Raw genomic sequence first — 23,718 nt, forward strand, 5'->3', positions numbered from 1 at the left:
GACCGACGACGGCGCATCATGCTGCAGTGCAACTAGCAGTGACCGATGGATAATGAAATGATGCAGCCAGCCCTGGTATCAGACGTAAAGAATCACTGAATGGAAGTCAGGAAATCCTGGCATGTGGCGCGCGATGCCCCTGCTCGGGATTTCCTGTCTCTGGAGTCAGCGTCATGCCTCATTCGATCTTCACCTCCGAGTTCCGGCCCGCTCTGGGGTTGCGCAATCGCCATGTCCAGACCTTGCTGCCCCGCCTGCTGCCCCGCGCCCCGCTGTCTCGCCGCACCGAGATACTCAACCTGCCGGACGGTGATTTCGTCGAACTCTCCTGGGTGACCAGTGATGGCAACAGCCGTCGCGAACGGGAAGTTGAACTGTCCGATGACGCCCCGCTGTTCGTGCTGTTCCATGGCCTGGAAGGCAATCTGGAGTCACCCTACGCTCGGGATCTGCTCAATGCGGCAGCGCGTCTGGGGTGGCGGCCCGTGCTGATGCATTTCCGGGGGTGCGGGCAATCGCCCAACCGACTGCCGCGGGCCTACCACAGTGGTGACACGGCGGATGCCTACTGGGTTCTGGGGGAGATGGGCAGGCGTTACCCTCATGCCCTCAAGGTGGCCTGTGGCGTATCTCTCGGAGCCAACATGCTGCTCAAGCTGGTGGCGGAACAAGGCGGAGATGGGCTGGACCTCGCCGGGGCGATCGCGATCAGCGCACCACTGGATCTCGCGGCAAGCTCCGACGTGTTGAATCAGGGCAGCTCGCGACTCTATCAGCGACATCTGCTCAAGAGCATGAAAGCCAAGGTGGCCGCCAAGCTGGCCAACGGGCCGCTGCCCATCTCCATCGGTGCGCACCAGCTGACGCAGTTGAACAGCTTCTGGGCCTATGACAACGAAGTCACGGCGCCCTTGCATGGGTTTTCCTCGGCCAGTGACTACTACTCCCGCGCCTCGGCCGGCCGGCTGTTGCGAGACATCGAGCTACCGACCCTGATATTGCAGTCGCTGGACGATCCCTTCATGCCTCGTGATCTGTTCTCGCGGTTTCCGCAGCCCTCTGAAGCGGTGCGGATCGAGTTGAGCGAACGCGGCGGGCATGTCGGCTTCATCGAGTGGCGGCGCGGTCGCCTGTCGTCCTGGCTGGCACGCAGAATCACGCGCCAGCTCACGGATTGGTCAGCATTGTCACACTCCCGTCAGCGTCACAGTGTTCAGCAGGAAACGCTGTAACTGACGTTGCCTGCCGCCTCGTTCGAGCACCTGCCGCGTGACTGCTGCCCTGTATCGTGGGGCGAGCACGCGGAGACCTTCGCAGGTCAGATTCACAGACGTCTTCCGGCCCGAAGACGCCGTCATTTCTGTAAAAGGAAACACAGACAAGATAACGGTATATAGAGAGAAGAAGGATTGCACTGTCGCGATGCCATGAGGATGGTAGACTGCGCGCCTGATACCTAGGCTATTGGTCTGATAATGAACCTCATTTTTCGTCTGGTACTCGGCATCGTCGCCGGTGTACTGCTGGGTCAATGGGCCCCGGACATCCTCGTGCGCAGCCTGCTCACCTTCAAGGTGCTGTTCGGCGAGCTGCTGGAGTATGCCATCCCGTTGATCATCCTGTTCTTCATCATGAGCGGCATCGCACGTCTCGAGCGCTCCTCCGGGCGGCTGCTGGCACTGACCATGGTGCTGGCATATGCCTCTACCACGCTGGCCGGATTGATGTCGGCGGTGGTGGGTCTCGAACTGGTGCCACATATCGTGAGCCACACCCAGATGCCCGCCAGTCACCCGATGGTGCTCCAACCTTATTTCGCGCTGGACATCCCCCCCTTGACCGATATCAGCACCGCCCTGGTCACGGCTTTCCTGTTCGGGATCGGTATCTCCGCCACCGGCCATGATGGCCTGCGCAATCTTGCCGACGGGGGTCGTGACATCGTCGAGCGGTTCATCGCCAAGGCACTGATACCGGCACTGCCCTTCTATATCGCCGGCCTGTTCTGCGAGATGACCATCGCCGGCACGGTGGCCAACACGCTGAAAAGCTTCGGCATGATCCTGATTCTCGCGCTGACCCTGCACTGGCTGTGGCTGAGTCTTCTCTACCTCGCCAGTGGCATGAGTACCGGCCGTGCACCGCTGGTGGCGCTACGCAACATGTTGCCGGCCTACTTCACTGCCGCCGGCACCATGTCATCCGCCGCGACGATCCCCGTGACCGTGCGCCAGACGCGTCTGAATCATATCTCGCCCTCGGTCTCGAGCTTTGCCATTCCGCTGCTTGCCACGATCCACATGTGTGGCAGCGCCATCACGCTGACCATCTGCGCCATCGGTGTCATCCTGGTGACGCCGGCATTGCCGCAGCCCGACCTGATGTCGTTGTTGCCGTTCATTGCCGCACTCGGGGTTACCATCATCGCCGCGCCGGGCTCGCCTGGCGGCGCCGCGATGACATCGGTCGGAGTGCTCCAGAGTCTGCTGGGGTTCGATGCTGCCGCCGTCGGCCTGATGATGGCGCTCTATCTGGCGCAGGACAGCTTCGGCACGGCCTGCAATGTGGCGGGTGACGGCGCGCTGGTACAGTGGATCGACCGCTTCGCCGAAGCTGAACAGGATCGCCAGCGGTATCGCTGAAGCCGAGACGACAGGCGGCATCGCCTCAAGCAGAAGGTCAGGCCGCCTGCCCGGTGACATCGGTGCTGACTGACGCCATGACCGACTGGAATCCAGAGTTGCGCCATCCAGCCCTTATGGTCGCGTCCCCTTGACCGCATGTCAGAGCTGTTATTTCGACGCGGCCATGGGGATTCACCTTCCCCGTGACAGTGATGGATTTCATTCATGACACGGGGCAATCACGCATGACTCCCTCCGACACCTCTTCCTCGCCCCCCAGCGACGGCATCAGCAGCGCCCTGGTGATGCTGTTTGCCTTCTGCTGCGGCGCGATCGTCGCCAATGTCTATTACTCGCAGCCGATCATCAACATGATCGCGGGCGACATCGGACTGTCAGAAAGCAGCGCCAGTCTCATCGTGGCGCTGACCCAGGGAGGATATGCGCTTGGCCTGCTGTTTCTGGTACCGCTGGGCGATCTGCTGGAAAACCGGCGGCTGTTGATCACCACGATCCTGATCTCGGCGGCGAGCCTGGTACTGGCGGGGCTGGCGGATGCTCCCTCCTCGTTTCTGCTCTGGTCATTGCTGATCGGTGTCAGCTCGGTCTCGGTGCAGATCCTGATCCCGCTGGCGGCTCACCTGTCTGCGGAACACAGCCGTGGCCGCGTGGTCGGCAACATCATGAGCGGATTGCTGCTGGGCATCCTGCTGGCACGGCCCGCCTCCAGCCTGCTGGCGGATCACTTCGGCTGGCGCTGCATCTTCTTCGTCGGTGCCGCCTTGATGCTGCTGGTCGGGGGCGTGGTATGGCGGGTGGTCCCCAGCCGCCAGCCACGCCATACCTCAAGCTATCCCGCGCTGCTCAAGACCCTCGGCAAGTTGCTGCGTGATGAACCGGTACTGCGTCGTCGCTCCCTCTACCAGGGGCTGATGTTCGCGGCATTCAGTCTCTACTGGAGTGCCGTACCGCTCGAGCTGGTCAACGAACACGGCTTTTCGCAGACGCAGGTCGCGCTGTTCGCCCTGGTGGGGGTGTTGGGAGCTGTCGCCGCCCCGATCAGCGGACGCCTGGCAGATGCAGGCCACACCTCGATTGCCACCGTAGGCGCCCTGGTACTCGCCAGTGCCAGCTTCGCGACGGGGCTGATGCCGATGACTCTACAGGTCGTTGCACTGGCCGTGACGGGATTGCTGCTCGATTTCGCAGTACAGACCAACATGGTCCTCGGCCAGCGCGCCATCTATTCCCTCGACCCCGAGAGCCGTGGCCGCCTGAATGCCATCTACATGACCAGCATCTTCGTCGGCGGTGCGATCGGCTCGGCGCTGACCAGTCTGATCTACGCCCATCTCGGCTGGAATGGCATCATGGCGATCGGTGGCGCCTTGCCGCTCGTGGCACTGGCATGGCTGTTGGTGAGTCGCTCACGCAGCCAGGATGAGGCCTCCCCCACGACGGACTGAGACCGGGCGATCGGCCATCAACCAGCAGGCGGGCCCAGCAACCAGAAAGCCTCATGGCTGGCGTCGTGCTGACGGTCACCATGAGGCTTTCGCGTTTCTTCAGGGCAGCGCAATCAGGGCAGACCGTACATGCGCTCGCCGCCCGCCAGCTAGCCGATCGGGCAGCTGATCCCCGTGCCCTTCAGGCCACAATAGCCGCCCGGATTCTTGGCAAGATACTGCTGATGGAAATCTTCCGCGTAATAGAATGTCTCGAGCGGAGCGACCTCGGTGGTGATCCGTCCCAGACCGGACTGATTGAGCGCCTGCTGATAATCCGCCAGGCTCTTCTCGACGATCTCACGCTGCGCGTCATCGACGTAGTAGATCGCACTGCGATACTGGCTACCGATGTCATTGCCCTGACGCATGCCTTGCGTCGGATCGTGCGCTTCGAAGCTGGCACGCAGGATTTCCGGCAGACCGATGACCGTCGGATCGAACACCACACGTACCACTTCGGTGTGTCCGGTCTTGCCGGTACAGGTCTCCTCGTAGGTGGGGTTCGGCGTATGGCCGCCAGCATACCCGACGGCCGTCACCACGACGCCCGGCAGCTGCCAGAACAGACGCTCCGCGCCCCAGAAACATCCCAGTCCCAGCACGATCTCCTCACATCCCTGGGGATAGGGAGGTACAATCGAGCGCCCATTGACGTGATGGGTACCCGTTATCTGCAGCGGCTGTTCGCGCCCCGGCAAGGCATCTTCTGCCGAGGGAATGGCCTGCTTGTCTTGCGTCTTCCACATGGCGGACTCTCTCCTGTGTCGCGTCGTGCAATCGTGTATAGGTTCAATGATGTCATCTCTGCCCCTCAAGATCTGCCCCTGCCAGCCCAACACCGCTGAGGCACGACGCTACGTCGATTGCTGTCAGCCGATTCATGCGGACATCACCCGCGCCGAACGCCCTGAGCAATTGATGCGCGCCCGCTACAGTGCCTTCTGCCTCTCGCTGAGCGACTTCCTCATCGACAGCTGGGACGCGGCACATTGCCCAGCACGCGCCGACCTGGAAGGTGCTGGCCCGCAATGGCTGGCGTTGGAGATTCTGGACAGCGGACAAGATGCCGATACCGGCATGGTACGCTTTCACGCCTCCTTCTTCGAGCAGGGAAAGTTCCAACGATTGCAGGAACTTAGCCGATTTCATCATGATGGTCATCACTGGCGTTATGTCGACGGTGATGCCGAGTGGCAGACATTGACGCCAGGGCGCAACAACCTGTGCCCCTGTGGCAGCGGCAAGAAGATCAAGCGTTGCTGCACTGCATGACGCTGACCATCAGCGCCTGGTGCTGACGCGCACGATCTCTGGCATAAGCCCTGCAAGCCCTATAAGACGCGCCCTGCGAAACGCCCTGCAAAACGAAACAACCCCCACCGACGCTATCGATGGGGGCTGAATCTGTGGCAATCAATTGGCCTGGCGTGTCATCTGTCCTTGCCGACTCTGGGCGCCAGTTCACTGCGACCCAATGAGAAGCTGTAGAGCAGATCCACGGCCTGCGCCGTACCGGACACCGCTTCGGCATACAGATTGCGGAACAGCTTGTAGCGCAGCGTCAGCTCCGCGATCGGCGAGAACAGCCCGACGCCGTAACTGAGCTTCAGATCCGGGGCGATATAGCCGCTGACCACCACCTGGCTGTCATCCCCGCTGCCGGAACTGTCCAGACTCAGATCCCTCACGCCGAAGGTTTCCCCGATCTGTCCGACCACCTGGCCACTTTGCGCCAGCGACATGCCGATCAAGGCGGACGTGACCGCACTGTCACTGCTGGTATCACTGTCCAGGCCTTCGCCGCGCAGCAGATAGCTCAGTGCCGATGACTCATCCATCGTCGGGTCCGAGAAGATCTCGATGCTGGGTGAGGAGGCAAGCCCCGTCACACGCACCCCTGCGGTCACGTCGTCCTCGGTGTTGTCAGGATCACGGATCGCCTCGATATTCAGACGCGGACTCGAGGGCGGACCGGCCAGCAATACCTGCCCCTTGCTGATCTGCAGGTCCTGCCCGAAGCTCTTGTAGGTCCCGTCGACGAGATTGACCTCACCGAAGACCTGCACGCCGCCCTTGGACTGACGCACATCGAGATCGCCTCTGAGCCTGGTCTTGAGCCCCATCGCCTCCAGACGAGCATCTGGCCCGATATGGATACCGATCCTCACATCCAGCGCCATGCCGGCCTCATTGAGCGCCTTGGCGGTATCGCTGCCATCCGCCAGCTCAGCCGGGTTGGAGGTGTCCTCATCACTGGGGCGCTCGATGATGATGGTGTCACTGGAGGGTGACACGGCAGACGGCGGCACCTGATCCACTTCGATGCGTGTCCACGGCACATTGACGTCACCTCGCAGTTTGAGCAGCGTGGGGCTGGCATTGATCTCGAGATCCGGTGCGACACGCATGCGCCCGATCCCGGCGATATTGAGCTCGAGCGGATTCTTCGCACCGTCGAGATTCACTGCCGCCGTCCAGTCATCCAGGGTCGGCCAGGCCGCCTCGCCATCGATACCCCAGCGCGCATCATTGCCCACCAGATACCCTTCGATATCGGCACTGTTGCCATCGAAGTCGACGGTGAACTGGGCATCCGACAGCGACACCGGCAGCCCCTCACCCTGTACCTTGACGCCGGTCAGCGCGATCGGGCCGGTCAGCGACGGCAGGCTCAGATTGCCGCCGACCTTGACGTCACCCGCCAGCTTGCCCTCCAGCTGAGTCATGCCCGCCACCAGCGGACGATACGGTGAGAGATCGATGTCGCGGATGGCCAGCGAGCCATCCAGCTGACCTGCGCCCGCCGGGTCGAGGACCGACACGGTGAGCCCGATGCCGCCAGCACTGTCGAGGCGAATCTGGGTATCGAGATCAGCCTTCTCGGGCGTGGCCTCCAACGCCAGTTGCAAGGTGGTTTCCGGCAGCGACCAGGCATTGCCATCGGCGTCTTCCCCGGCCAGTGTCAACTTGCCTGCCAGCTCCGCATCCGCATTCCAGCGTTGGCCACCCTGCTTCCAGCTTGCCGTGATCTTGCCGCCCGTGGCACCACCGATGGTCCAGCTCTCCGGCATGGCGCTCTGGGCCATGTCCAGGGGAATCCCCTCGAGCGTCACCACGGCCTGGCCGTCATTGCCCGCACTCAAGGGCTCGGCGACACAGATCTGCCCCCCCTGTTCCCGACTCAGACAGAATGGCTGCACCAGCACGCTGCCCTTGGCGAGATTGGCATCGAAGCGTGCCGGCGTGTCGAAGTTGAAGTCCCCGAAGTCGGTATTCGCCGTCAGCGGAGACAACGCCCCACGATAATGCTCACGCGCCTTGTCGAGCCCGCCCTTGAGGGTCAGTCCCAGACGGGACAATGGCATCTCGCCGGCCATCTCGGTATCGAACTGCAAGGTGTGATCGCTCAGGAAGCCCCCCAGCGTCAGCGCGACCGTCGCGATCTGCTGGCCGCCAGCCCGAACGCCGTCGGCATTGAGGGCGATATCCAGTGCCGGGTCATCCACACCACGCTTGCGGGCATCGACCCCGGCAGACAGCGCCATGTCGGAGATACGATTCTCCCCGATCTGCAGGCGTCGTCCCGTGAAGTTGCTCGCCAGTCGCGGCTTGTCGAGGGTGCCCGTGGCATCGATCTTGCCCTTGAGCTCACCCGCGACATCCGGCATCAGGGTCGAGAGCGCCGGGAAATCGATATTGGCGGCAAGCGTGATGGTCTTGGCAATCTTGCCGTTGGCGCTCAGGCGGTTCTGCCCCTGGCGCAGCTCCAGCGCGTCGACGTTCCACTGCATGTCGGCATTGCCTGAAAGCTTGCCGGTCAGCGTGAGCGGCCGCTCGAGCAAGGTGCCATGGATATCCAGCTTGCTGACATCGACGGCCCACGGGCCTTGCAGTGGCTGATGGAAGCTGGCCGCGAGATTGCCGCTCAGCTCACCGCGCACGGCTTTCTGCCCGCCACCGGTCGGGGCCGGCAGCAGATCCTCGGGATGCAGCTTGTCGAGCGCCAGCTGGGCCACGACCCGGAGTCCTTCCTTCCACTGGATCTCACCGCGGGTCGTCGCGGAGCCCCGCTTGAGCGCGATCTTGAGCGGCTGCCAACGGTAATGCTCGAGATCGCCGTCGCCTGCCAATGACACGGTGGCACGCGGAATGTCACGGCCCTCGATGATGGCATCCAGCGTGGTCGTATAGCCTGACAGTGAGCCCTTGGCGACCAGTGCCAGATTCTCGACGAGATAGTCAGGCGTGAAGGAGGCAGACTGGCTCTTGGCGATGTGCTTGGCTGCGTTGTTCTGATGCGCAGTCTGGGCCTCTTTCTGAGGCGCAAGAGCAGTATCACCCGCTGCGTCACTGGCGGCGGCAAGGGGCCAGGTGATCCGCTCGGCGCTCAGACGCGCCTCGAAGGGCAGATCACTGTCCAGCACATCCGCGCTAGCCACAAGCTCGGCGGCCAGTGGTCCGTCGGCCTTGAGAGAGGCCTCAAGATCCGCCAGCGAGCCCTCAAGCGACAGGCGCAGCCTTTCATGACGCACGGGGTCGATCAGGGTCTCGGCATTGAGCGTGGCGCTCAGGGGATACTCGTCCTTGAGCGTGACCTGCGCCACGAGATCGGCATTCATGTCACGCGAGTCGACCTCGAGACGCGAGAGCGTGATGTCATGCCCTTCCGCCTTGAGCGCCAGCGACAGACGGCTGACCTCATACGGGCTCGGCCCTTTGAGCGCAAAGTCTTCAATGGCCAGATCAGGGACCTCGATGGTCAGCGGAATATAGACCTCCGGCAAGGCGATGCGCCCGGCCTGCGCTGTCTCATCTGAGGTCTTGTCTGCAGTCTTGCCAGCCGGCTCTGCGGCATCATCCGTGATGGCCTTGTTCGAGATGGCCCTGGCGGCGGTCTCGGCTTGAGGCGCCACCCTCTGAGCGTTGACCACTGCGCTCGCCGCTTGCTGCGCCTCAGGCGTGAGGCTCACCCCCTCGAGACCCACAGTGTCAGACGTCGCTTGAGCCGCGACGGCATCAGCCGGAATGAAACGACTGGTGATCAGGCGTGTCTCGCCCAGCGTCAGCGTACTCACCGATAGCGCGGCCGAGGTATGGAAGTGATCGAAGGTGACGCGACTGCCATCCGCCAGCGACAGGGCGAAGTCATCAATGGCGACCTTGCGCACCTCGATGGGAATCGGCACCACGATGGGCAGGTTGAGACTCTCACCGCTCTCTGGCTCAGGCTCCTCGCTGGCACCGCTATCACTCAGGGTGATAGCGAGCCCGCTGGACTCAAGCGACTCGAGACACAGCTTGCCCTGGAGCAGACAGTCTTCCCCCCAGGCCAGCGACAGGGAGTCGGCGTTGACGGCCAGCCCCGGCAGGTCCAGCGAGACGTCCTTGAGCGACAGCGCTTCCAGCGGTGAACCTGAGGCCTGCGAATAATCGATGAAGCCACGTGAGCGTGCCTGATCGAGCACGAGCCCTGTGCCCCACGGGGACAACACGCCCCCGACCAGCAGCATCGTCAGCCCGATCAGGAACACGAGCAGCCATATCAGCAACCGGATGATCAGGCCGCCCCGACGTACATAGGGATTAGACAATTCCAACATCTCCATATCTTTTATCAGCTCACCCACCCAGCTGATTGAGCTGAACAGGCGCTTGCTGCGCTTGAGAGCCGATCACGCGTCCATACAGCGATCACACTTCCCGGCTTCAGGAGGCACTCCGTCTCGCCCCCTGATCAGACCTGCGGATCAGACCTGCGGATCAGAACTCCGGCCCGATCGAGAAGTGAATGCGATAATCGTTGTCATCGTCATCGAAGGGATGAGCGATATCGAGGCGAATCGGGCCCACTGGGGAGATCCAGCGAATCCCCATGCCCGCCGCCGTCTTGAGCTCCAGGGCATCCCAGCCATCGAAGGCGTTGCCAGCGTCATAGAAGGCCGCGCCCCACCAGTCACCGGTCAGGCGGTAGTCATATTCCAGACTGCTGGTCAGCAGGGAACTCCCGCCTTCATCATCCCCGTCATCATCTTCCGGCGAGAGGCTCTCGTAGGAGTAACCGCGAACACTGCTGTCGCCGCCAGCATAGAAGCGCTTGGAGTTGGGCATGCCGTGGAAGTTATCGGTGTCGAGATTACCGATACCGGCACGCGCCACGAAACGGTGATTGTTGCCGATGGAGCGGATCCAGTTGGTATCGAACTGGGTCCACACGAAGTTTTCATCAGATCCCCAGATCTGATTGCCGTACTCTACCGTCAGCTTCTGACGATCCCCCCACATGGGGAAGGCCTTGGGACGAGTTCGTGTCCGCGTCCAGCTGACCCCCGGATACAGCAGAAACACCTGACCAGTATCTGAGGCGATGGTGAAGTCGTCATAGCTCGCGCCCAGGTAAATCTTCTGCTGCCAGCCATTGTCGAATTTCCACTCACGCCCGAAACGCACTGTCGTTTCATTGCTGGTCTCATCATCGTCGTCGACGATGGCCACCCCGTACTCCAGCACATAGCTGTCCTTGAGCGGGTCAGCCAATGGCATGCGGTATTCACCCTCGAAGGTCTGCTCCGGTGAGGAGAGGAACAGGCTGTTGGTCATGCTATGGCCATAGCGATTGACCCACGGCATCTCCCAGCTGAACTGCAGGCGTGGCCCGACATCCGTGGCGTAACCGATGCCCGTCTCGAACTTGTGGCGGTCGGCGGGAATCAGGCTGATATCCACGGGAATGATGGGACCGTTGGCCGTCTTGACCGCCGCCTCCAGCGCATCGCCAGTCAGTACCGGCGTGTCGCTGCCGGAGGCTTGATCAGTACCCGCTTCACTCGCAGCACCGCCGGCGGCCAAGGTCGCCTGCCCGGGAGGCACCGACGAGGCTGATCGTGAGGACGCGCCAGCACGACGATTCGTCTCTGTGTCACGGTCTTTCTCACTGCCTTTTTGACTGTCTTGCTCGACGTCAGTCCGCTCGACATCGGCAAGCCATGACCCCTCATACCCCTGTGCCTCGGCATAGGCTGTCTTGACATTGCGCGTCTTGATCTTGCTGTCAGGGCTGGTGGTCTTGAGTTCGGCGCCCGGATTGAGCTGTGGCTTGATGGCGGCCGAGCGGAACCAGCCTGCCTCACTCAGCCGCTGGTTGAACTGGGTCAGCTTGCCGGCTTCGTAATAATCCCCCGTCTGGAACGGCTGCATGGCCTTGACGCGATCCAGCTCTATCTGGCTGTTGAGATAGGTGATATCGCCGAAGCGGTAACGCTGACCGCTCTGCATGACCAGATAGATGCGTGCCGAGTGCAACCAGGGGCGCACCTCGATGCGCTGCTGGGAGAAGGAGGTATCGAAATAGCCGCGCTCGAGACTGAGCGACGCCAGAGTCGACTTGAGGCTGTCGTAGCGTGAGTGACGCAGCACATCGCCTTCCTCGAGGTTGGCATCGGCCAGCGCCTGCTTCATGACCTTGTCGCGCGCGGCGTCGCCCTCGAGTCGCAGCTCCAGTGTCTCGATGGTGACCGGCTCACCGGCATCCACCGTCACCACCACATCATCGCCCCCCAGCAACCCCTTCTCGGGATAGCGGAGAGTGATCTGGGCATCGTAGTAACCGAAGGCCTGCAGCGCTTCCTGGATGCGCCGGATGATCTCGTCCTCGTAGCGCTCGGCCGGGACATCCTCCTCCAACGTCAGCCCCGCCAGATAATTGACCACGTTGGTGGCAGCGGCGCCTTTCAGCCCTTTCACCGCGGCATCCAGCGCCAATGCCTGTGGTGCCAGCAGCAGGCCGGTGCACAGGACCAGCGGCTTGCTCCAGCGCAGATAGCGGCGTGCAGCGTCGTTGCTCAACACCTTGCCTCGAGGCTCGAGCGAACCCGCTCTCCCATTCTTGTCGCCACTCATTGCACGTCCCTTGTTAGGTACTCATGCGAGTACTGTCCATCACTGTTACTGACCATATGTCATCTGCCGCAGGCCGGTTCGGGGAGGTTCGTGTCCTTCACGGGTACGTGACCCTCCAGGATTCCATCACTGCTCAGCGCTCCAGGCGCGCGACTCGCTGCTCCAACCGGGACAGCTGACTCAACATGGACGCCACGCGGCCACTCAACTGCCGACGGCTGGCATCCAGGGAGCGCAGCTGCTCATCCTGCGTGGACGCCTCACCCAGGGCTTCCAGCCCGGCGCTGAGCGCCGTCTGCTGGCGTCGCAGCTCCCCCAGCTGGGAAGACAGCGACGTCTGGGTCTTGCTCAACGGCGCGAGCCGGGCGTCCACCAGCCCCGTCAGGGACGCCTGCTGCTGCTCGAGCTTGCGACGCAACGCGTCCAACGCCTCCTGCTGGGACTGCTTGAAGGCCGTCAGCGCCTGCGAGCTTGCCTGGCGATCCTCTGTCGTCGCCTCATCCTGCGCTTGCCTGAGGGCGTCCCACTGCGAGGCGAGACGCTCAAGCTGCGCGGCCTGCTGATCCAGGCGGCTGGACTGATCGCTCAGGCGTTGCTCGAGTCGGGGCAGCGACTGCTGCTGCGCTTGCTCGACTGCCTTGAGCTCGGTCTCGAGATGGGCCAGGGTGTCAGCCTGTGCGTCGAGGCGTGCCTTGAGCGTCGCACGCCCATCCCGGCTCAAGGACTCAAGGGCACTGACGGAGCCCTGCAAGGCACTCAGCAAGGTGGTGCGGTTGTCACCCGCCTGGCGTAGTCCCTCGAGCTGGGCCTCGGTGGACTCGGCAAGCGCTGCGAGACGACTCGCCTGCGCGTCCTGCGATGCCGTCAGCGTGTCCGAGAGCGCGGCAAGACGCTCCCGCCAGGCGGCCTGCTGTTCAGCGAGGCTGTCGGCAAGGGATTCATCGGTCTGCGTGAGGCCGTCGATGCGCGCACTCAGCGACTCGTCCACCCGCGTGGTGAGCTGGGCAAGCCGCTCATCCACATCCCCCAGCAGCCGGGCGTCGTTCTCGACATCGCCCTTGAGTCCCGAGACCTGACGACTCAGCTGATCACTCTGCTGGCCTCGCATGTCCTGAAGCTGCTGCAATTGCCATTGCTGCCAGGCGACCACTCCTCCCAGTGCCAGCACGCACACCCACAGCGGCCAACGACGCGGGGGCGGGGCTGCATCAGGATGACGGGCCAGCGCTTCATCACGCCGTGCTATCAGTGATTCATCCCGGGAATTGTCCATCGAAGGTTCCGTAGTGTCCTGCCGCATACTGGCTCCATGACTGGCACATCGACTCAAGGTTCCAGCGACAGGCGTCGGCATCATCCGCGGCAAGGCCCGAGCCTCATGCGACACCTGGAGGGAAAACGCCCGTATCCCGCTGATTGACTGGCCGGTTTTTAAGTTGCCGGCTCTGCCGAGTCTAACAGCAGACCCCGGCCATCTCATCAGGTTCCCCGGCAGCACGGCCCGCGGTCCCTCTCATGTAACCGCACTGTACCTTACCGCCAGACGGCGACGTCGCCCGCGATGCCTGACATCGCTCACCGACATCCTTCGGTGCTTTCCCGCCAGCAGGTCCCGGCGGCGTTGGCCTGCAGGAACACGAGTGCTATAGTGCAAAGCACTGCGACTCTCGCAGCCTCTGGCTTCGTAGCTATCTGGATTCACAAGGTTTTTCACGCTAATTGCACATTTTCCATCATGTGCTGGCTGAATGGATCCCTGGCGATTGTCTCCTCGTCGCCTGACGTCGAAGAGAACACTGAAGGAGGCTTGAAAGCCTTCATGCCTGCCCCAACGAAGTCAGAGCAAGATTCTATTGGTGAGGAAAAGGAGCTTATCCCCCATGGCATTTGAACTCCCGGCACTGCCGTACGAAAAGAACGCACTCGAGCCGACCATCTCCGCCGAGACCCTTGAGTACCATTACGGCAAGCATCACCAGGCCTACGTCACCAAGCTCAACAGCATGGTCGAAGGCACTGCGGACGCAGAGAAGTCTCTGGAAGACATCATCCAGAGCGCTCAGGGCGGCCTGTTCAACCAGGCAGCTCAGGTGTGGAACCACACCTTCTACTGGCACTGCCTGTCTCCGAACGGTGGTGGCGAGCCGACAGGCCCGCTGGCAGATGCCATCGTGGCCAAGTGGGGCTCCGTCGCTGACTTCAAGGAAGCCTTCAACACTTCCGCTGCCGGCAACTTCGGTTCCGGTTGGACCTGGCTGGTCAAGAACGCTCAGGGCGAGCTGGAAATCGTCAACACTGACGACGCAGACACCCCGATCGCCAAGGCAGGCCAGACCCCGCTGCTGACCGTCGACGTCTGGGAACACGCCTACTACGTCGACTACCGCAACGCGCGTCCGAAGTATCTGGAAAGCATCTGGAACATCATCAACTGGGACTTCGCTGCACAGAACTTCGCAGCCTGAGACACCCGGCATGAGTGATGGCACCTTCACTTCACTCTCACATCAGACGTCATGGATGATATGACCTGACAGTGACGTTCGAGTGAGAGGATGGTGCAAGGAAAGACCCCGCCAATCGGCGGGGTCTTTTGGTTTCTGGCTCCCCTATCGCCTGATGATCCTTTACGAAGCGCGCTTGCAGATGACATGCCGCCTCGCCATTTGCTAGCCTGCAAGGTAGAACATTCACTCTACTCTTCCGTCATCCTCAGAGGGAACGTCATGCCATCCGATATCACCTCCTCGTTACCCGACACCATGCTCGCCATCGTGACCACCGGCCACGGCGGCTATGAACGCCTCGAGGCGCAAGAGCGGCCTGTCCCTGTGCCAGACAAGGGGGAAGTGCTGATCAAGGTACTGGCGGCTGGCATGAACAATACCGAGATCAATACGCGCCTTGGCTGGTATTCCTCCAGCATCACCACGGCCACGAACCAGGCCAGCAGCCAGCACGACACCTCGCCTGGCGAGACGACAATCGACAAGCCGGTCCCGCCTGAAGGTGGCTGGAAAGGCGAGACGCCCTTCCCCCTGATCCAGGGAACCGACTGCTGCGGTGAAGTGGTCGCGCTCGGCGAAGGTGCCGACACAGCGCTGCTCGGCAAGCGCGTACTGGTGCGGGCCTGCATGCGCAGTGCAGGCTGGGAGTCACTGGAAAACGAATGGATGGGCTCTGACTTCGATGGCGCCTTCGCGCAATTCGTCAGTATCCGGGCCAGTGACGTCTTCCCGGTCGAATGTGACTGGAGCGACGTGGAACTGGGCTCACTGCCCTGCGCCTATGGCACAGCGGAGAACATGCTGGAACAGGCCGAGCTCACGTCCGGCGAACGCGTACTGGTCACCGGCGCGTCGGGCGGCGTGGGCTCCGCCACCCTGCAACTGGCCAAGCGACGTGGCGCCATCGTCTATGCAGTGGCAGGCGCTTCCAAGCATGAGGCCCTGCGCACGCTGGGGGTCGACAGACTGTTTGATCGCCATGCGGACCTGGTCGCCGAACTCGGGCAGGAATCCGTCGATCTGGTGGTCGACAATGTCGCCGGCGATGACTTCCCGGTGATGCTCAAGCTGTTGTCACGTGGAGGCCGGCTGGTGACCACCGGCGCCATCGCCGGGCCCATGGTCACCCTGGACCTGCGTGATCTGTACCTCAAGAATCTCCGCCTGCTGGGCACCACCGCCTGGTGCAAGGCGACCTTCCCCAATCTCGTGCGCTACGTGGAGCGCGGGGAGATTCGCCCCTTGATCGCGGCGAGCTTCCCGCTGAAGGATATCGCCAAGGCCCAGAAGGCCTTCCTCGAGAAGACCCATGTCGGCAAGTTCGTGCTTGAGCCCTGGGCCTGATGAGCCACAGGAGTGACCAAGGAAAAGGCCCCATCCGTTGCCGGATGGGGCCTTTTTCATGCCAGGCGAATGTCATGCACATTCGTCAGGTGCCGAGACGGTGTCACGGCGTCGCGCGACGCCCGATGCCTCGGTAGGTCAGCCCCTGGCTGGCCACGTAGCTGGGGTCATAGATATTGCGACCGTCCAGCACCAGCTTCGCGCCCAGCTCACGCTTGAGACGCTGCCAGTCCGGATTCCAGTAACACTTCCATTCCGTGACCAGCATCAGGGCGTCCGCCCCTTCAAGGGCGTCGTACATGTTGCCATCGACCAGCTCCAGCAAGGGGTGTGCGCCACAGGCCTCGCCCAACGCGGACAGCGCCGCCGGATCATGCACACGAACGCGCACGCCCTGAGCCCACAACGCCTCGAGCAGCGTCAACACCGGCGCATGGTCGATACGCGCCGTGCCCGGTTTGAACGCCGCCCCCCAGATGGCGATGGTGCGACCGCGCAGCTCGCCATCGAAGTGCTGCCACAGCTTACGGAACAGCGTCTCCTTCTTGGCCTCGTTGATGTCGAGAACATGCTCGAGCAGCAGCGATTCACGTCCGGTCTCATGCTGGACATCGGCCAGACGCATCAGGTCGCGCGAGAAGTTGGGACCACCGAAGCCACAGCCCGGATACAGATAGCCGAAGCCGATGCGCGGATCGGCGCCCATGCCCTGGCGCACGTACTCGACGTCCACCTCGAGGGAATCCGCAAGCCCGGCGACTTCGTTCATGTAACTGATCCGGGTCGCCAACATGCCATTGATGGCCAGCTTGGTCAGCTCGGCGGCGCGGCGCGGCATGATCTGGAAGACATCTTCCCGACGATTGAAGGCGCGCAGAAGCTCCTGGACGCGACGTGTCGCGACCTCGGACTCGCTGCCCAGCAACCAGCGCGCGGGGCGCTCGAAGGTCGCCAGTGAGCGCCCCTCTTCCAGCATGTCCGGCAAGGCCACCGCATATTGATCATCCCGCGACAGCAGCGCCTCGAAACGCTCGGTGGTCCCGACAGGGAAGGTCGAATTGTTGACCAGCACCGTCGGCTCCGCGAGTGTCGCGACGACCTGCTCGATACGCGCCAGAGCCCCCTCACGTTGATCCGGCGAGACGGCCACCCAGTGCACATCGATGCGACGCAGTGAACCAAGCCCCTTCACCAGCGTCAGATCGCCACGTTCGACGTGGCGGTCCAGCCGCTCTCGCAGGCCCGGCTCACTGTTCAGCCAGTCGACCCGGTCCAGTGACTCCCAGTCCATGTCTTCATGCGGCCACCACCAGACATTGTGGCCGACACTCGCCAAGGCGGCACTGGCCGTGGCAGCCGCCAGTTCGCTTCCGTGCACCAGCACCTGCATGGCTCATTTCTCCTGATAGCGGGTCATCAGCTCGCGGAAGCCTTCCCCGAATTTCGGGTGACGCTTGGCGAAGGAAATGGTGGCTTCCAGATAGCCCAGCTGATGGCCGCAGTCATAAGTATCACCGGCCATGCGATAGGCGGCGACCGCCTTGTCATCGCGCAGGGTATCGATGGCATCGGTCAGCTGGATCTCGCCACCGGCACCCGGCGGGGTATTCTCGAGCAACTCGAAGATGCGACCCGGCAGCAGGTAACGACCGATCACCGCCAGAGTGGAGGGTTCGGTGCCCGGTGCCGGCTTCTCGACCATCCCGCTGATCATCGCGGACTTGCCCGCTTCCGGCGTCTCGCCATCGATGGCGACGATACCGTACTTGTAGGCCATCTCCTGGGGCACGTTCTCGACCATGATCTGGGCGGCATTGGTGGCTTCATAGGCCTCCATCATCCGCGCCAGGTCATTCTTCTCGAGACCTTCGCCGTCGACCAGCACGTCCGGCAACATCACCAGGAAAGGCTCGTCTCCGACGATTGGCTTGGCACACAGCACCGCATGGCCCAGACCCAGCGGTTCCGGCTGACGCACGCTGATGATCTTGACGTCATCCGGAATGATGTGACGAAGTTCCTCGAGCAGCTCGAACTTGCCCTTGGCTTCCAGAGTCGTCTCGAGCTCGAAGTGCTTGTCGAAGTGGTTCTCGATGGCATTCTTGCTGGAATGGGTGACCAGGACGATTTCCTTGATACCCGCCGCAACCGCTTCTTCCACCACATACTGGATCACCGGCTTGTCGACGATGGTGATCATTTCCTTGGGGATGGCCTTGGAGGCCGGCAGGCAACGAGTTCCGAGACCTGCAACAGGCAATACAGCCTTGCGTATCATGAAGCGTCTTCCTTGTGTCTATGTCATGGCAGATCGTGACGACTCTACCGAGTTACTGCCGCCCGGACGAGATGGCGACCGTCCTGAAATCTAGGCAGGGATTATGCCAGTTTGGCAAAAAAGTGCGAATTGACCGCAGATTTTCCACACTGGCCCGTCAGATCGGCTGTCTGAGACGTCCATGACGGGCCAGTCCACGCGAAGCCTTCGCTCCGCGGACAGGGTGCCTTCTCAGCGACGCTGGGCGCGCCCCAACAGGGCGCCCACACTGTCGCTATCGGGCGACTCTACCACACCATGCTCGGTGACGATGGCATCAATATACTCATGCGGTGTGACATCGAAGACCGGATTGAAGACCTCGATCTCATCGGGAGCGATCCTGCGATTTCCTGCCTGACGCAGTTCATCGGCATCGCGAGTCTCGATGGGGATGGCGGCCCCACTGTCCAGACTGGCATCGAAGGTGGCAAGGGGCGCCACCACCATCACCTTGACGCCATGGGCACGCGCCTGGACCGCCAGGGAGAAGGTGCCGATCTTGTTGGCCGTGTCGCCGTTGGCCGCGATGCGGTCCGCACCGACGATCAACCAGCGCACATCGTCATCGCCGTCCCTGGATTGCATGATCAGCGAGGCGGCCCCCTCCACGGCCAGTCGGGCGGGAATCTTTTCCTGCACCAGTTCCCAGGCGGTCAGTCGAGCCCCCTGCCACCAGGGGCGCGTCTCGTTGACATGGACGCGGCTGATCAGCCCCTGAGCATACGCCGTGCGAATCACGCCCAGGGCGGTACCGTGCCCCCCAGTCGCCAGCGCACCGGTATTGCAGTGGGTCATCACCTCACAGTGGGGGGTGTCGGCCGGCAGGGACGCGGCAATCACCTGCGCACCGAATTCCGCCATGCGCAGATTGTCCTCGAGATCCTGCTCATGAATGCGCACGGCTTCCCGCAACAGTGCCTCGTGGGGGGCAAGCTCACGCGTGGCGTGCGCAGCGATCACCGTACGCATGCGATCCAGCGCCCAGAACAGATTGACCGCCGTCGGCCGAGAAGCCGCCAGAACCTCGCAGGCCGCTTCCAGACGCGCCCCCCATGCCCCGCCCTCATGTGCGGCGCGAACCGCCTCCAGTGCCACACCATAGGCGGCCGCGATGCCGATGGCCGGTGCACCACGCACTACCATGTCGGCAATGGCGCGAGCCACGCCGTCTGCATCCCGCAGTTCGATCTCTCGGGTCTCGCCCGGCAGCAGACGTTGATCCAGCAGTGCCAGTCGCGGCAAGGCATCTTCGTCGCTACCGGTGGCATTGTCTGACTGGGTCAGCCAGCGAATTGGAATCAGGCTCATGACACTTCCCTGTAGGCTCACGGACAAAGGGGTTCGCACTGGAGAACACCGCGGCGCGATAATGGCTGAGGCCATCTGCAAGTTCCCGTCATGACGAGTTTTTTGCAGTTACCGCTGACCCGCGACGACAGGCGGATTAGAATGGAGGAATCGTGCCCGAGGGTGACGCGTCTGTACAGGGGCGTGCATGCTTGCGATGCACTTCCGTAACGGTAAGGATCCGATCATGAGCCATAGCGACGCCAAGCAAGATTCCACTGCCCCGGATCATCTGGGCAACGTCGATGCCAGCGAAATCGCCAAATTCTCCGCGCTCGCCAGCCGCTGGTGGGACCGCGACAGCGAGTTCAAGCCACTCCACGACATCAACCCGCTGCGCGTCGATTACATCGACACCCATGCCGGACTCGCGGGCAAGCGAGTCATCGATGTCGGTTGTGGCGGCGGCATCCTGTCCGAGGCCATGGCACACCGTGGCGCCACCGTGACCGGGATCGACATGGGCGAAGCTCCGCTGTCAGTGGCACGCCTGCATCAGCTGGAATCCGGTGTGGAAGTCGATTATCGCCAGACCACCGCAGAAGCTGCCGCCGAGGAAATGGCGGGACAGTTCGATGTCGTGACCTGTCTCGAGATGCTCGAGCATGTTCCTGACCCTTCCTCGGTGATCAACGCCTGCGCGCGACTGGTCAAGCCGGGAGGCAAGGTGTTCTTCTCGACCATCAATCGCAATCCCAAGGCGTACGCCTTCGCGATCATCGGTGCCGAGTACTTGCTGCAGATGCTGCCACGCGGCACGCATGAGTACCGCAAGTTCATCCGCCCGGCTGAGCTTGGCCGCTGGACGCGTGAAGCGGGCCTCAAGATGGAGGGTTCCACCGGCATGACCTACAACCCGCTGACCCGGAAATATCGCCTCAACACCGCCGACCTCAGCGTCAACTATCTGATGCATACGCGCCGCCCGACGGAAGACGAACTCGCATGAGTCTGCCGGCCGCACTGCCCCGTCCCGCTGCGCTGATCTTCGATCTCGATGGCACCCTGGTGGACACTGCGCCGGACCTGGCGCGTGCGACCAACGAGCTGCGTAGCCATCATGCCTTGCCGGAACTGAGCTATGAGGTGATTCGCGCCGAGGTCTCGCATGGCGGAAGCGCCCTGGTGAGACTGGCGCTGGGTCACGACATCGATCATCCCTCGCATGCCGAGGAGCGTACACGCCTGCTGGACTTCTATGCCCGTGATGTCGCGGCCCACAGCGAGCTGTTCCCGGGCTATGACGCCCTGATCGAGATCTGTCAGCGCAACGGCCTGCCCTGGGGGATCGTGACCAACAAGCCGCGTCAGTTCGCCGAGCCGCTGATCGAGTCCCTGGCGCTCACTCCGGGCTGTCTGCTGTGCGCCAATGACCTGCCCGTCAAGAAGCCCCATCCTGAGCCATTGTGGGAGGCGGCCCGCCTCCTCGGCGTCGAACCGTCACGATGCTGGTATCTCGGGGATCATGATCGCGACATGCAGGCGGCGCGCGCGGCGGGCATGCTGGCGGTCGCCGTGCGCTATGGCTACGTCCGCGACGGGGATGATGTGGACGCCTGGCCTGCCGATGTGTGGTTCGACACCTCGGAAGAAGTCATCAATGCCGCTCTGCGCGCAGCGGAACTGCGCTGACGCGGCGCGCGATACCCTGACGCCCTGCCAATGAAAACGCCGACGGCCATGGCCGTCGGCGTTTTCATTGCAGGCAATCCTGTCAGTGACAACTTCTCACCATCAAGTGCTCGTCACTGTCACCCGCTCGGACATCTCACGTCCTGGGCGGCTGGGCATCGAACATCTCGCCGGTGCGGCCACGACTCTCCGGACCGATCAGCCACAGGTAGCTTGGCATGATGTCGGCTGGCGTACGCAGGGTATCCGGGTCTTCCGCCGGGAAGGCCGACTTGCGCATCGACGTTCGAGTCCCACCGGGATTGAGGGTATTCACGCGGACCTGACTGGTATTCTCGAGTTCCTGTGCCAAGAGCTGTGAAAAGCCTTCGGTGGCGAACTTCGAGACACTGTAGGCCCCCCAGAAAGCACGCCCCTTGCGGCCGACACTGGAACTCGTCAGCACCACGGACGCATCCCGAGACGCTTTCAGCAGTGGCAGCAGCGCCTGCAACATCCAGATAGGCCCATTGATGTTGACCTGCATGACCTGCTCCCACAACGCCGGATCATACTGCTCGAACGGAGTGATCTTGCCCAGCAGACTGGCATTGTGCAGCACCCCATCGAGTCGCCCGAATTCCTTGTCGAGCGTTTCCGCCATCTGCTGGTAATCCTTGAGCGTGGCCCCTTCGAAGTTCAGCGGGTAGATCGCTGGCTGAGGAGCCCCCAATGCTTCGATCTCGTCATAGACTTCCTCGAGCTTGGCAATGGTGCGCCCCAGCAAGATGACGGTCGCGCCATGCCTGGCATAGTCAATGGCTGCTTCACGACCGATGCCCGAGCCTGCACCAGTCACGAGAATGATTCGCCCTTTCAGCAGATCCGCTGGTGCCTGATAATCGATCTTGCATTCCGCCATGAGGATATCCCGTCCTGAACGCTGGCCTTGCCGAGAGGCTGACCCGAAGGGCAAGGCCTGAGGTGTATCGATGACATGCGGGCGCATGTCAGAACGCACAAAGCCCGCCTTGTCAGTCAACAAGTGCGGGCTTTGTCATCATCATCTGGCGTCATGCGCCAGAGGCGAGGAAATCCTTGGCCATTCCGCCGGCCTTGCTGTCGGGGTACTGGCGAACCAGTTCCTCGAGCAACTTGCGACTTTCCTGCGCCTTGCCCTGCCGCGCCTTGACGAGTCCCAGCTTGTACATCGCATCCGGCACCTTGCTGGATTGCGAGAACTCACTGATGACAGTATCAAAGGCCTGGGCAGAAGCATCCAGTTGATTCTTCGCGGAATACAATTCCCCCAACCAATAATGGGCATTGGCCGCGAGATTGGAATCCCCGTGATCCACCACAAAGGATTCAAAGGCATCGATCGCTCCGTCGAAATCACGCGACTGCACCTTGGCAAAGGCGTTCTCGTAATCCTTCTGGGCATCCCCTCCACTGGAGGCATTGGCGCTGCTGGCATTGCTGCCCGCACCACCACTGACCGCGGCTGCGGTCTGCGCATCGACCTCCTGACCGTTCTCACCGGCTGGACTTGTTCCCGAAACACGTTGCTCCAGATCCAGGTAACGTTGCTGCGACATCTCGGTGAGTCGCTTGAACTGATATTCCAGTTCATCGACACGCCCGCGCAGCCGCGCAATTTCCTGGGCCTGCTCATCAAGCTGGTTGAGAAGGGTCAGGGTGCCGCCACCACTCAAGCGAGTGTTGGCCTGCTGATAAAGCGAGTTGGACTGTACGGTAAGGTCTTCCACTGCGGGTGCGGCTGCAACTGACAACGGAAGCGCCAGGGCTCCCACACCGCACAACCATTTCAGGCTGTCTTTCATGCTGTCGGCTCCGCCGAATCATCATGTTGCCGTGCGAGAAGGCCCGAGCCTCAAGGTTGCCCTTGCGACTCAGGCCTGCTCAACACAAGTTTCAAGCGTCTCTGTTATCCCGCAGGGACCTCAGAGAGATTGCCGAACTCAGTAGTCGAAGACCACACGACGGTTCTTGGCATAGGAAGATTCGCCGTGACCTTGAACGGCCGGACGCTCTTCACCGTAGGAGACGATCTCGATCTGGGACGGAGACACACCCTGAACGGTCAGGAAGCGTGCGACAGACTTGGCACGACGCTCGCCCAGACCCAGGTTGTATTCACGAGTACCGCGCTCATCAGCGTGGCCTTCCAGAACGACATTGGCGCTGGTGTTGGCTTTCAGGTACTGGGCGTGGCCCATCAGGACGCTTTCGAATTCAGGACGGATGGTGTCCTTGTCGAATGCGAAGTAGATGGTACGCACGTCAGGCATGGAAGCGTTGCTCATCTGGTTGCCGTTGGTGTTGGCACCAGAGTTCATGCCGGCAGTGTTGGCACCGCTGTTGGCTGAATCCATGTCGCCGTCCTGGGCGCCACCGCTGCTGGAACAACCGGCCATGACGCTCAGGGACAGGGCAACCAACAGACCTTTTGCATACGGGGTGAACTGCATTGTAAAACTCCTTGCTCTAATGAAAACGAATGCCAAGCCTTTCTTTGTGACTCGGATGCATTCTAGTGG

General features: G+C 62.1%; 18 protein-coding genes. 8 read left to right on the forward strand and 10 right to left on the reverse strand.

What is annotated here, in order from left to right; all coding sequences use genetic code 11:
* Positions 1-173: 173 nt before the first annotated feature.
* The 3 genes from QD228_RS07860 (at position 174) to QD228_RS07870 (ending at position 4,090) form a co-directional block, all read left to right on the forward strand.
* Entirely contained in the window at positions 174-1,232 is a 1,059-nt protein-coding gene (locus QD228_RS07860; protein WP_077376448.1) for a hydrolase, read from the forward strand.
* 243 nt (positions 1,233-1,475) lie between these two features.
* Positions 1,476-2,642 (forward strand): dicarboxylate/amino acid:cation symporter, encoded by a 1,167-nt coding sequence (locus QD228_RS07865; RefSeq protein ID WP_084208688.1) that lies wholly within the window; start codon positions 1,476-1,478, stop codon positions 2,640-2,642.
* A gap of 227 nt (positions 2,643-2,869) precedes the next feature.
* Positions 2,870-4,090, forward strand: a complete 1,221-nt coding sequence (locus QD228_RS07870) for an MFS transporter (protein WP_279875034.1) — start codon at positions 2,870-2,872, stop codon at positions 4,088-4,090.
* Between the two features lie 149 nt (positions 4,091-4,239).
* On the opposite strand, the gene msrA is transcribed toward QD228_RS07870, so the two are convergent.
* Complete coding sequence (msrA, locus tag QD228_RS07875) at positions 4,240-4,878, reverse strand: peptide-methionine (S)-S-oxide reductase MsrA (RefSeq protein ID WP_077376454.1); 639 nt, start codon at positions 4,876-4,878, stop codon at positions 4,240-4,242.
* A 49-nt stretch (positions 4,879-4,927) separates the two neighbouring features.
* On the opposite strand from msrA, the gene QD228_RS07880 reads away from it, so the two are divergent.
* A complete protein-coding gene (locus tag QD228_RS07880) occupies positions 4,928-5,404 on the forward strand; it encodes a YchJ family metal-binding protein (RefSeq protein WP_279875035.1) in 477 nt (158 codons plus the stop codon).
* A 158-nt stretch (positions 5,405-5,562) separates the two neighbouring features.
* On the opposite strand, the gene QD228_RS07885 is transcribed toward QD228_RS07880, so the two are convergent.
* From QD228_RS07885 to QD228_RS07895, 3 genes are all read right to left on the reverse strand, one after another.
* The gene (locus QD228_RS07885) at positions 5,563-9,732 is read right to left on the reverse strand and encodes a translocation/assembly module TamB (RefSeq protein ID WP_279875036.1); all 4,170 of its coding nucleotides are present in this window, start codon (positions 9,730-9,732) and stop codon (positions 5,563-5,565) included.
* Between the two features lie 160 nt (positions 9,733-9,892).
* Positions 9,893-11,974: an autotransporter assembly complex protein TamA gene (locus QD228_RS07890; protein ID WP_279875037.1), complete on the reverse strand. Its 2,082-nt coding sequence runs from the start codon at positions 11,972-11,974 to the stop codon at positions 9,893-9,895.
* Positions 11,975-12,161: 187 nt separating this feature from the next.
* Positions 12,162-13,301: a hypothetical protein gene (locus QD228_RS07895; protein WP_279875039.1), complete on the reverse strand. Its 1,140-nt coding sequence runs from the start codon at positions 13,299-13,301 to the stop codon at positions 12,162-12,164.
* 607 nt (positions 13,302-13,908) lie between these two features.
* Here QD228_RS07895 and QD228_RS07900 point away from each other — a divergent pair.
* Together QD228_RS07900 and QD228_RS07905 are read left to right on the forward strand one after the other, a co-directional pair.
* Positions 13,909-14,493, forward strand: a complete 585-nt coding sequence (locus QD228_RS07900; RefSeq protein ID WP_065392414.1) for a Fe-Mn family superoxide dismutase — start codon at positions 13,909-13,911, stop codon at positions 14,491-14,493.
* A 261-nt stretch (positions 14,494-14,754) separates the two neighbouring features.
* Entirely contained in the window at positions 14,755-15,879 is a 1,125-nt protein-coding gene (locus QD228_RS07905) for an alcohol dehydrogenase family protein (RefSeq protein ID WP_279875040.1), read from the forward strand.
* Between the two features lie 103 nt (positions 15,880-15,982).
* On the opposite strand, the gene QD228_RS07910 is transcribed toward QD228_RS07905, so the two are convergent.
* From QD228_RS07910 to mtnA, 3 genes are all read right to left on the reverse strand, one after another.
* Entirely contained in the window at positions 15,983-17,269 is a 1,287-nt protein-coding gene (locus tag QD228_RS07910) for a nucleotide sugar dehydrogenase (protein ID WP_141391654.1), read from the reverse strand.
* Between the two features lie 3 nt (positions 17,270-17,272).
* Positions 17,273-18,157: a UTP--glucose-1-phosphate uridylyltransferase GalU gene (gene galU / locus QD228_RS07915; RefSeq protein ID WP_077376470.1), complete on the reverse strand. Its 885-nt coding sequence runs from the start codon at positions 18,155-18,157 to the stop codon at positions 17,273-17,275.
* A 231-nt stretch (positions 18,158-18,388) separates the two neighbouring features.
* A complete protein-coding gene (gene mtnA, locus QD228_RS07920) occupies positions 18,389-19,507 on the reverse strand; it encodes an S-methyl-5-thioribose-1-phosphate isomerase (RefSeq protein ID WP_279875041.1) in 1,119 nt (372 codons plus the stop codon).
* A gap of 271 nt (positions 19,508-19,778) precedes the next feature.
* On the opposite strand from mtnA, the gene ubiG reads away from it, so the two are divergent.
* Both ubiG and QD228_RS07930 read left to right on the forward strand, forming a co-directional pair.
* Positions 19,779-20,495, forward strand: a complete 717-nt coding sequence (gene ubiG, locus QD228_RS07925; protein WP_103751442.1) for a bifunctional 2-polyprenyl-6-hydroxyphenol methylase/3-demethylubiquinol 3-O-methyltransferase UbiG — start codon at positions 19,779-19,781, stop codon at positions 20,493-20,495.
* Positions 20,492-21,178 carry an HAD-IA family hydrolase gene (locus QD228_RS07930; protein WP_279875042.1) on the forward strand — a complete coding sequence of 229 codons (687 nt, stop codon included), beginning with the start codon at positions 20,492-20,494 and terminating at the stop codon, positions 21,176-21,178. The genes ubiG and QD228_RS07930 overlap by 4 nt, the downstream gene beginning before the upstream one ends.
* Positions 21,179-21,314: 136 nt before the next feature.
* Here the strand turns inward: QD228_RS07930 and QD228_RS07935 are convergent, their stop codons facing one another.
* From QD228_RS07935 to pal, 3 genes are all read right to left on the reverse strand, one after another.
* Entirely contained in the window at positions 21,315-22,079 is a 765-nt protein-coding gene (locus QD228_RS07935; protein WP_077376482.1) for a YciK family oxidoreductase, read from the reverse strand.
* A gap of 151 nt (positions 22,080-22,230) precedes the next feature.
* The gene (gene ybgF / locus QD228_RS07940) at positions 22,231-23,001 is read right to left on the reverse strand and encodes a tol-pal system protein YbgF (protein ID WP_077376485.1); all 771 of its coding nucleotides are present in this window, start codon (positions 22,999-23,001) and stop codon (positions 22,231-22,233) included.
* A gap of 138 nt (positions 23,002-23,139) precedes the next feature.
* Positions 23,140-23,649, reverse strand: a complete 510-nt coding sequence (gene pal / locus QD228_RS07945; RefSeq protein ID WP_065392600.1) for a peptidoglycan-associated lipoprotein Pal — start codon at positions 23,647-23,649, stop codon at positions 23,140-23,142.
* Positions 23,650-23,718 lie beyond the last annotated feature (69 nt).

The organism is Cobetia sp. 3AK (assembly GCF_029846335.1).
Classification (GTDB): domain Bacteria; phylum Pseudomonadota; class Gammaproteobacteria; order Pseudomonadales; family Halomonadaceae; genus Cobetia; species Cobetia marina.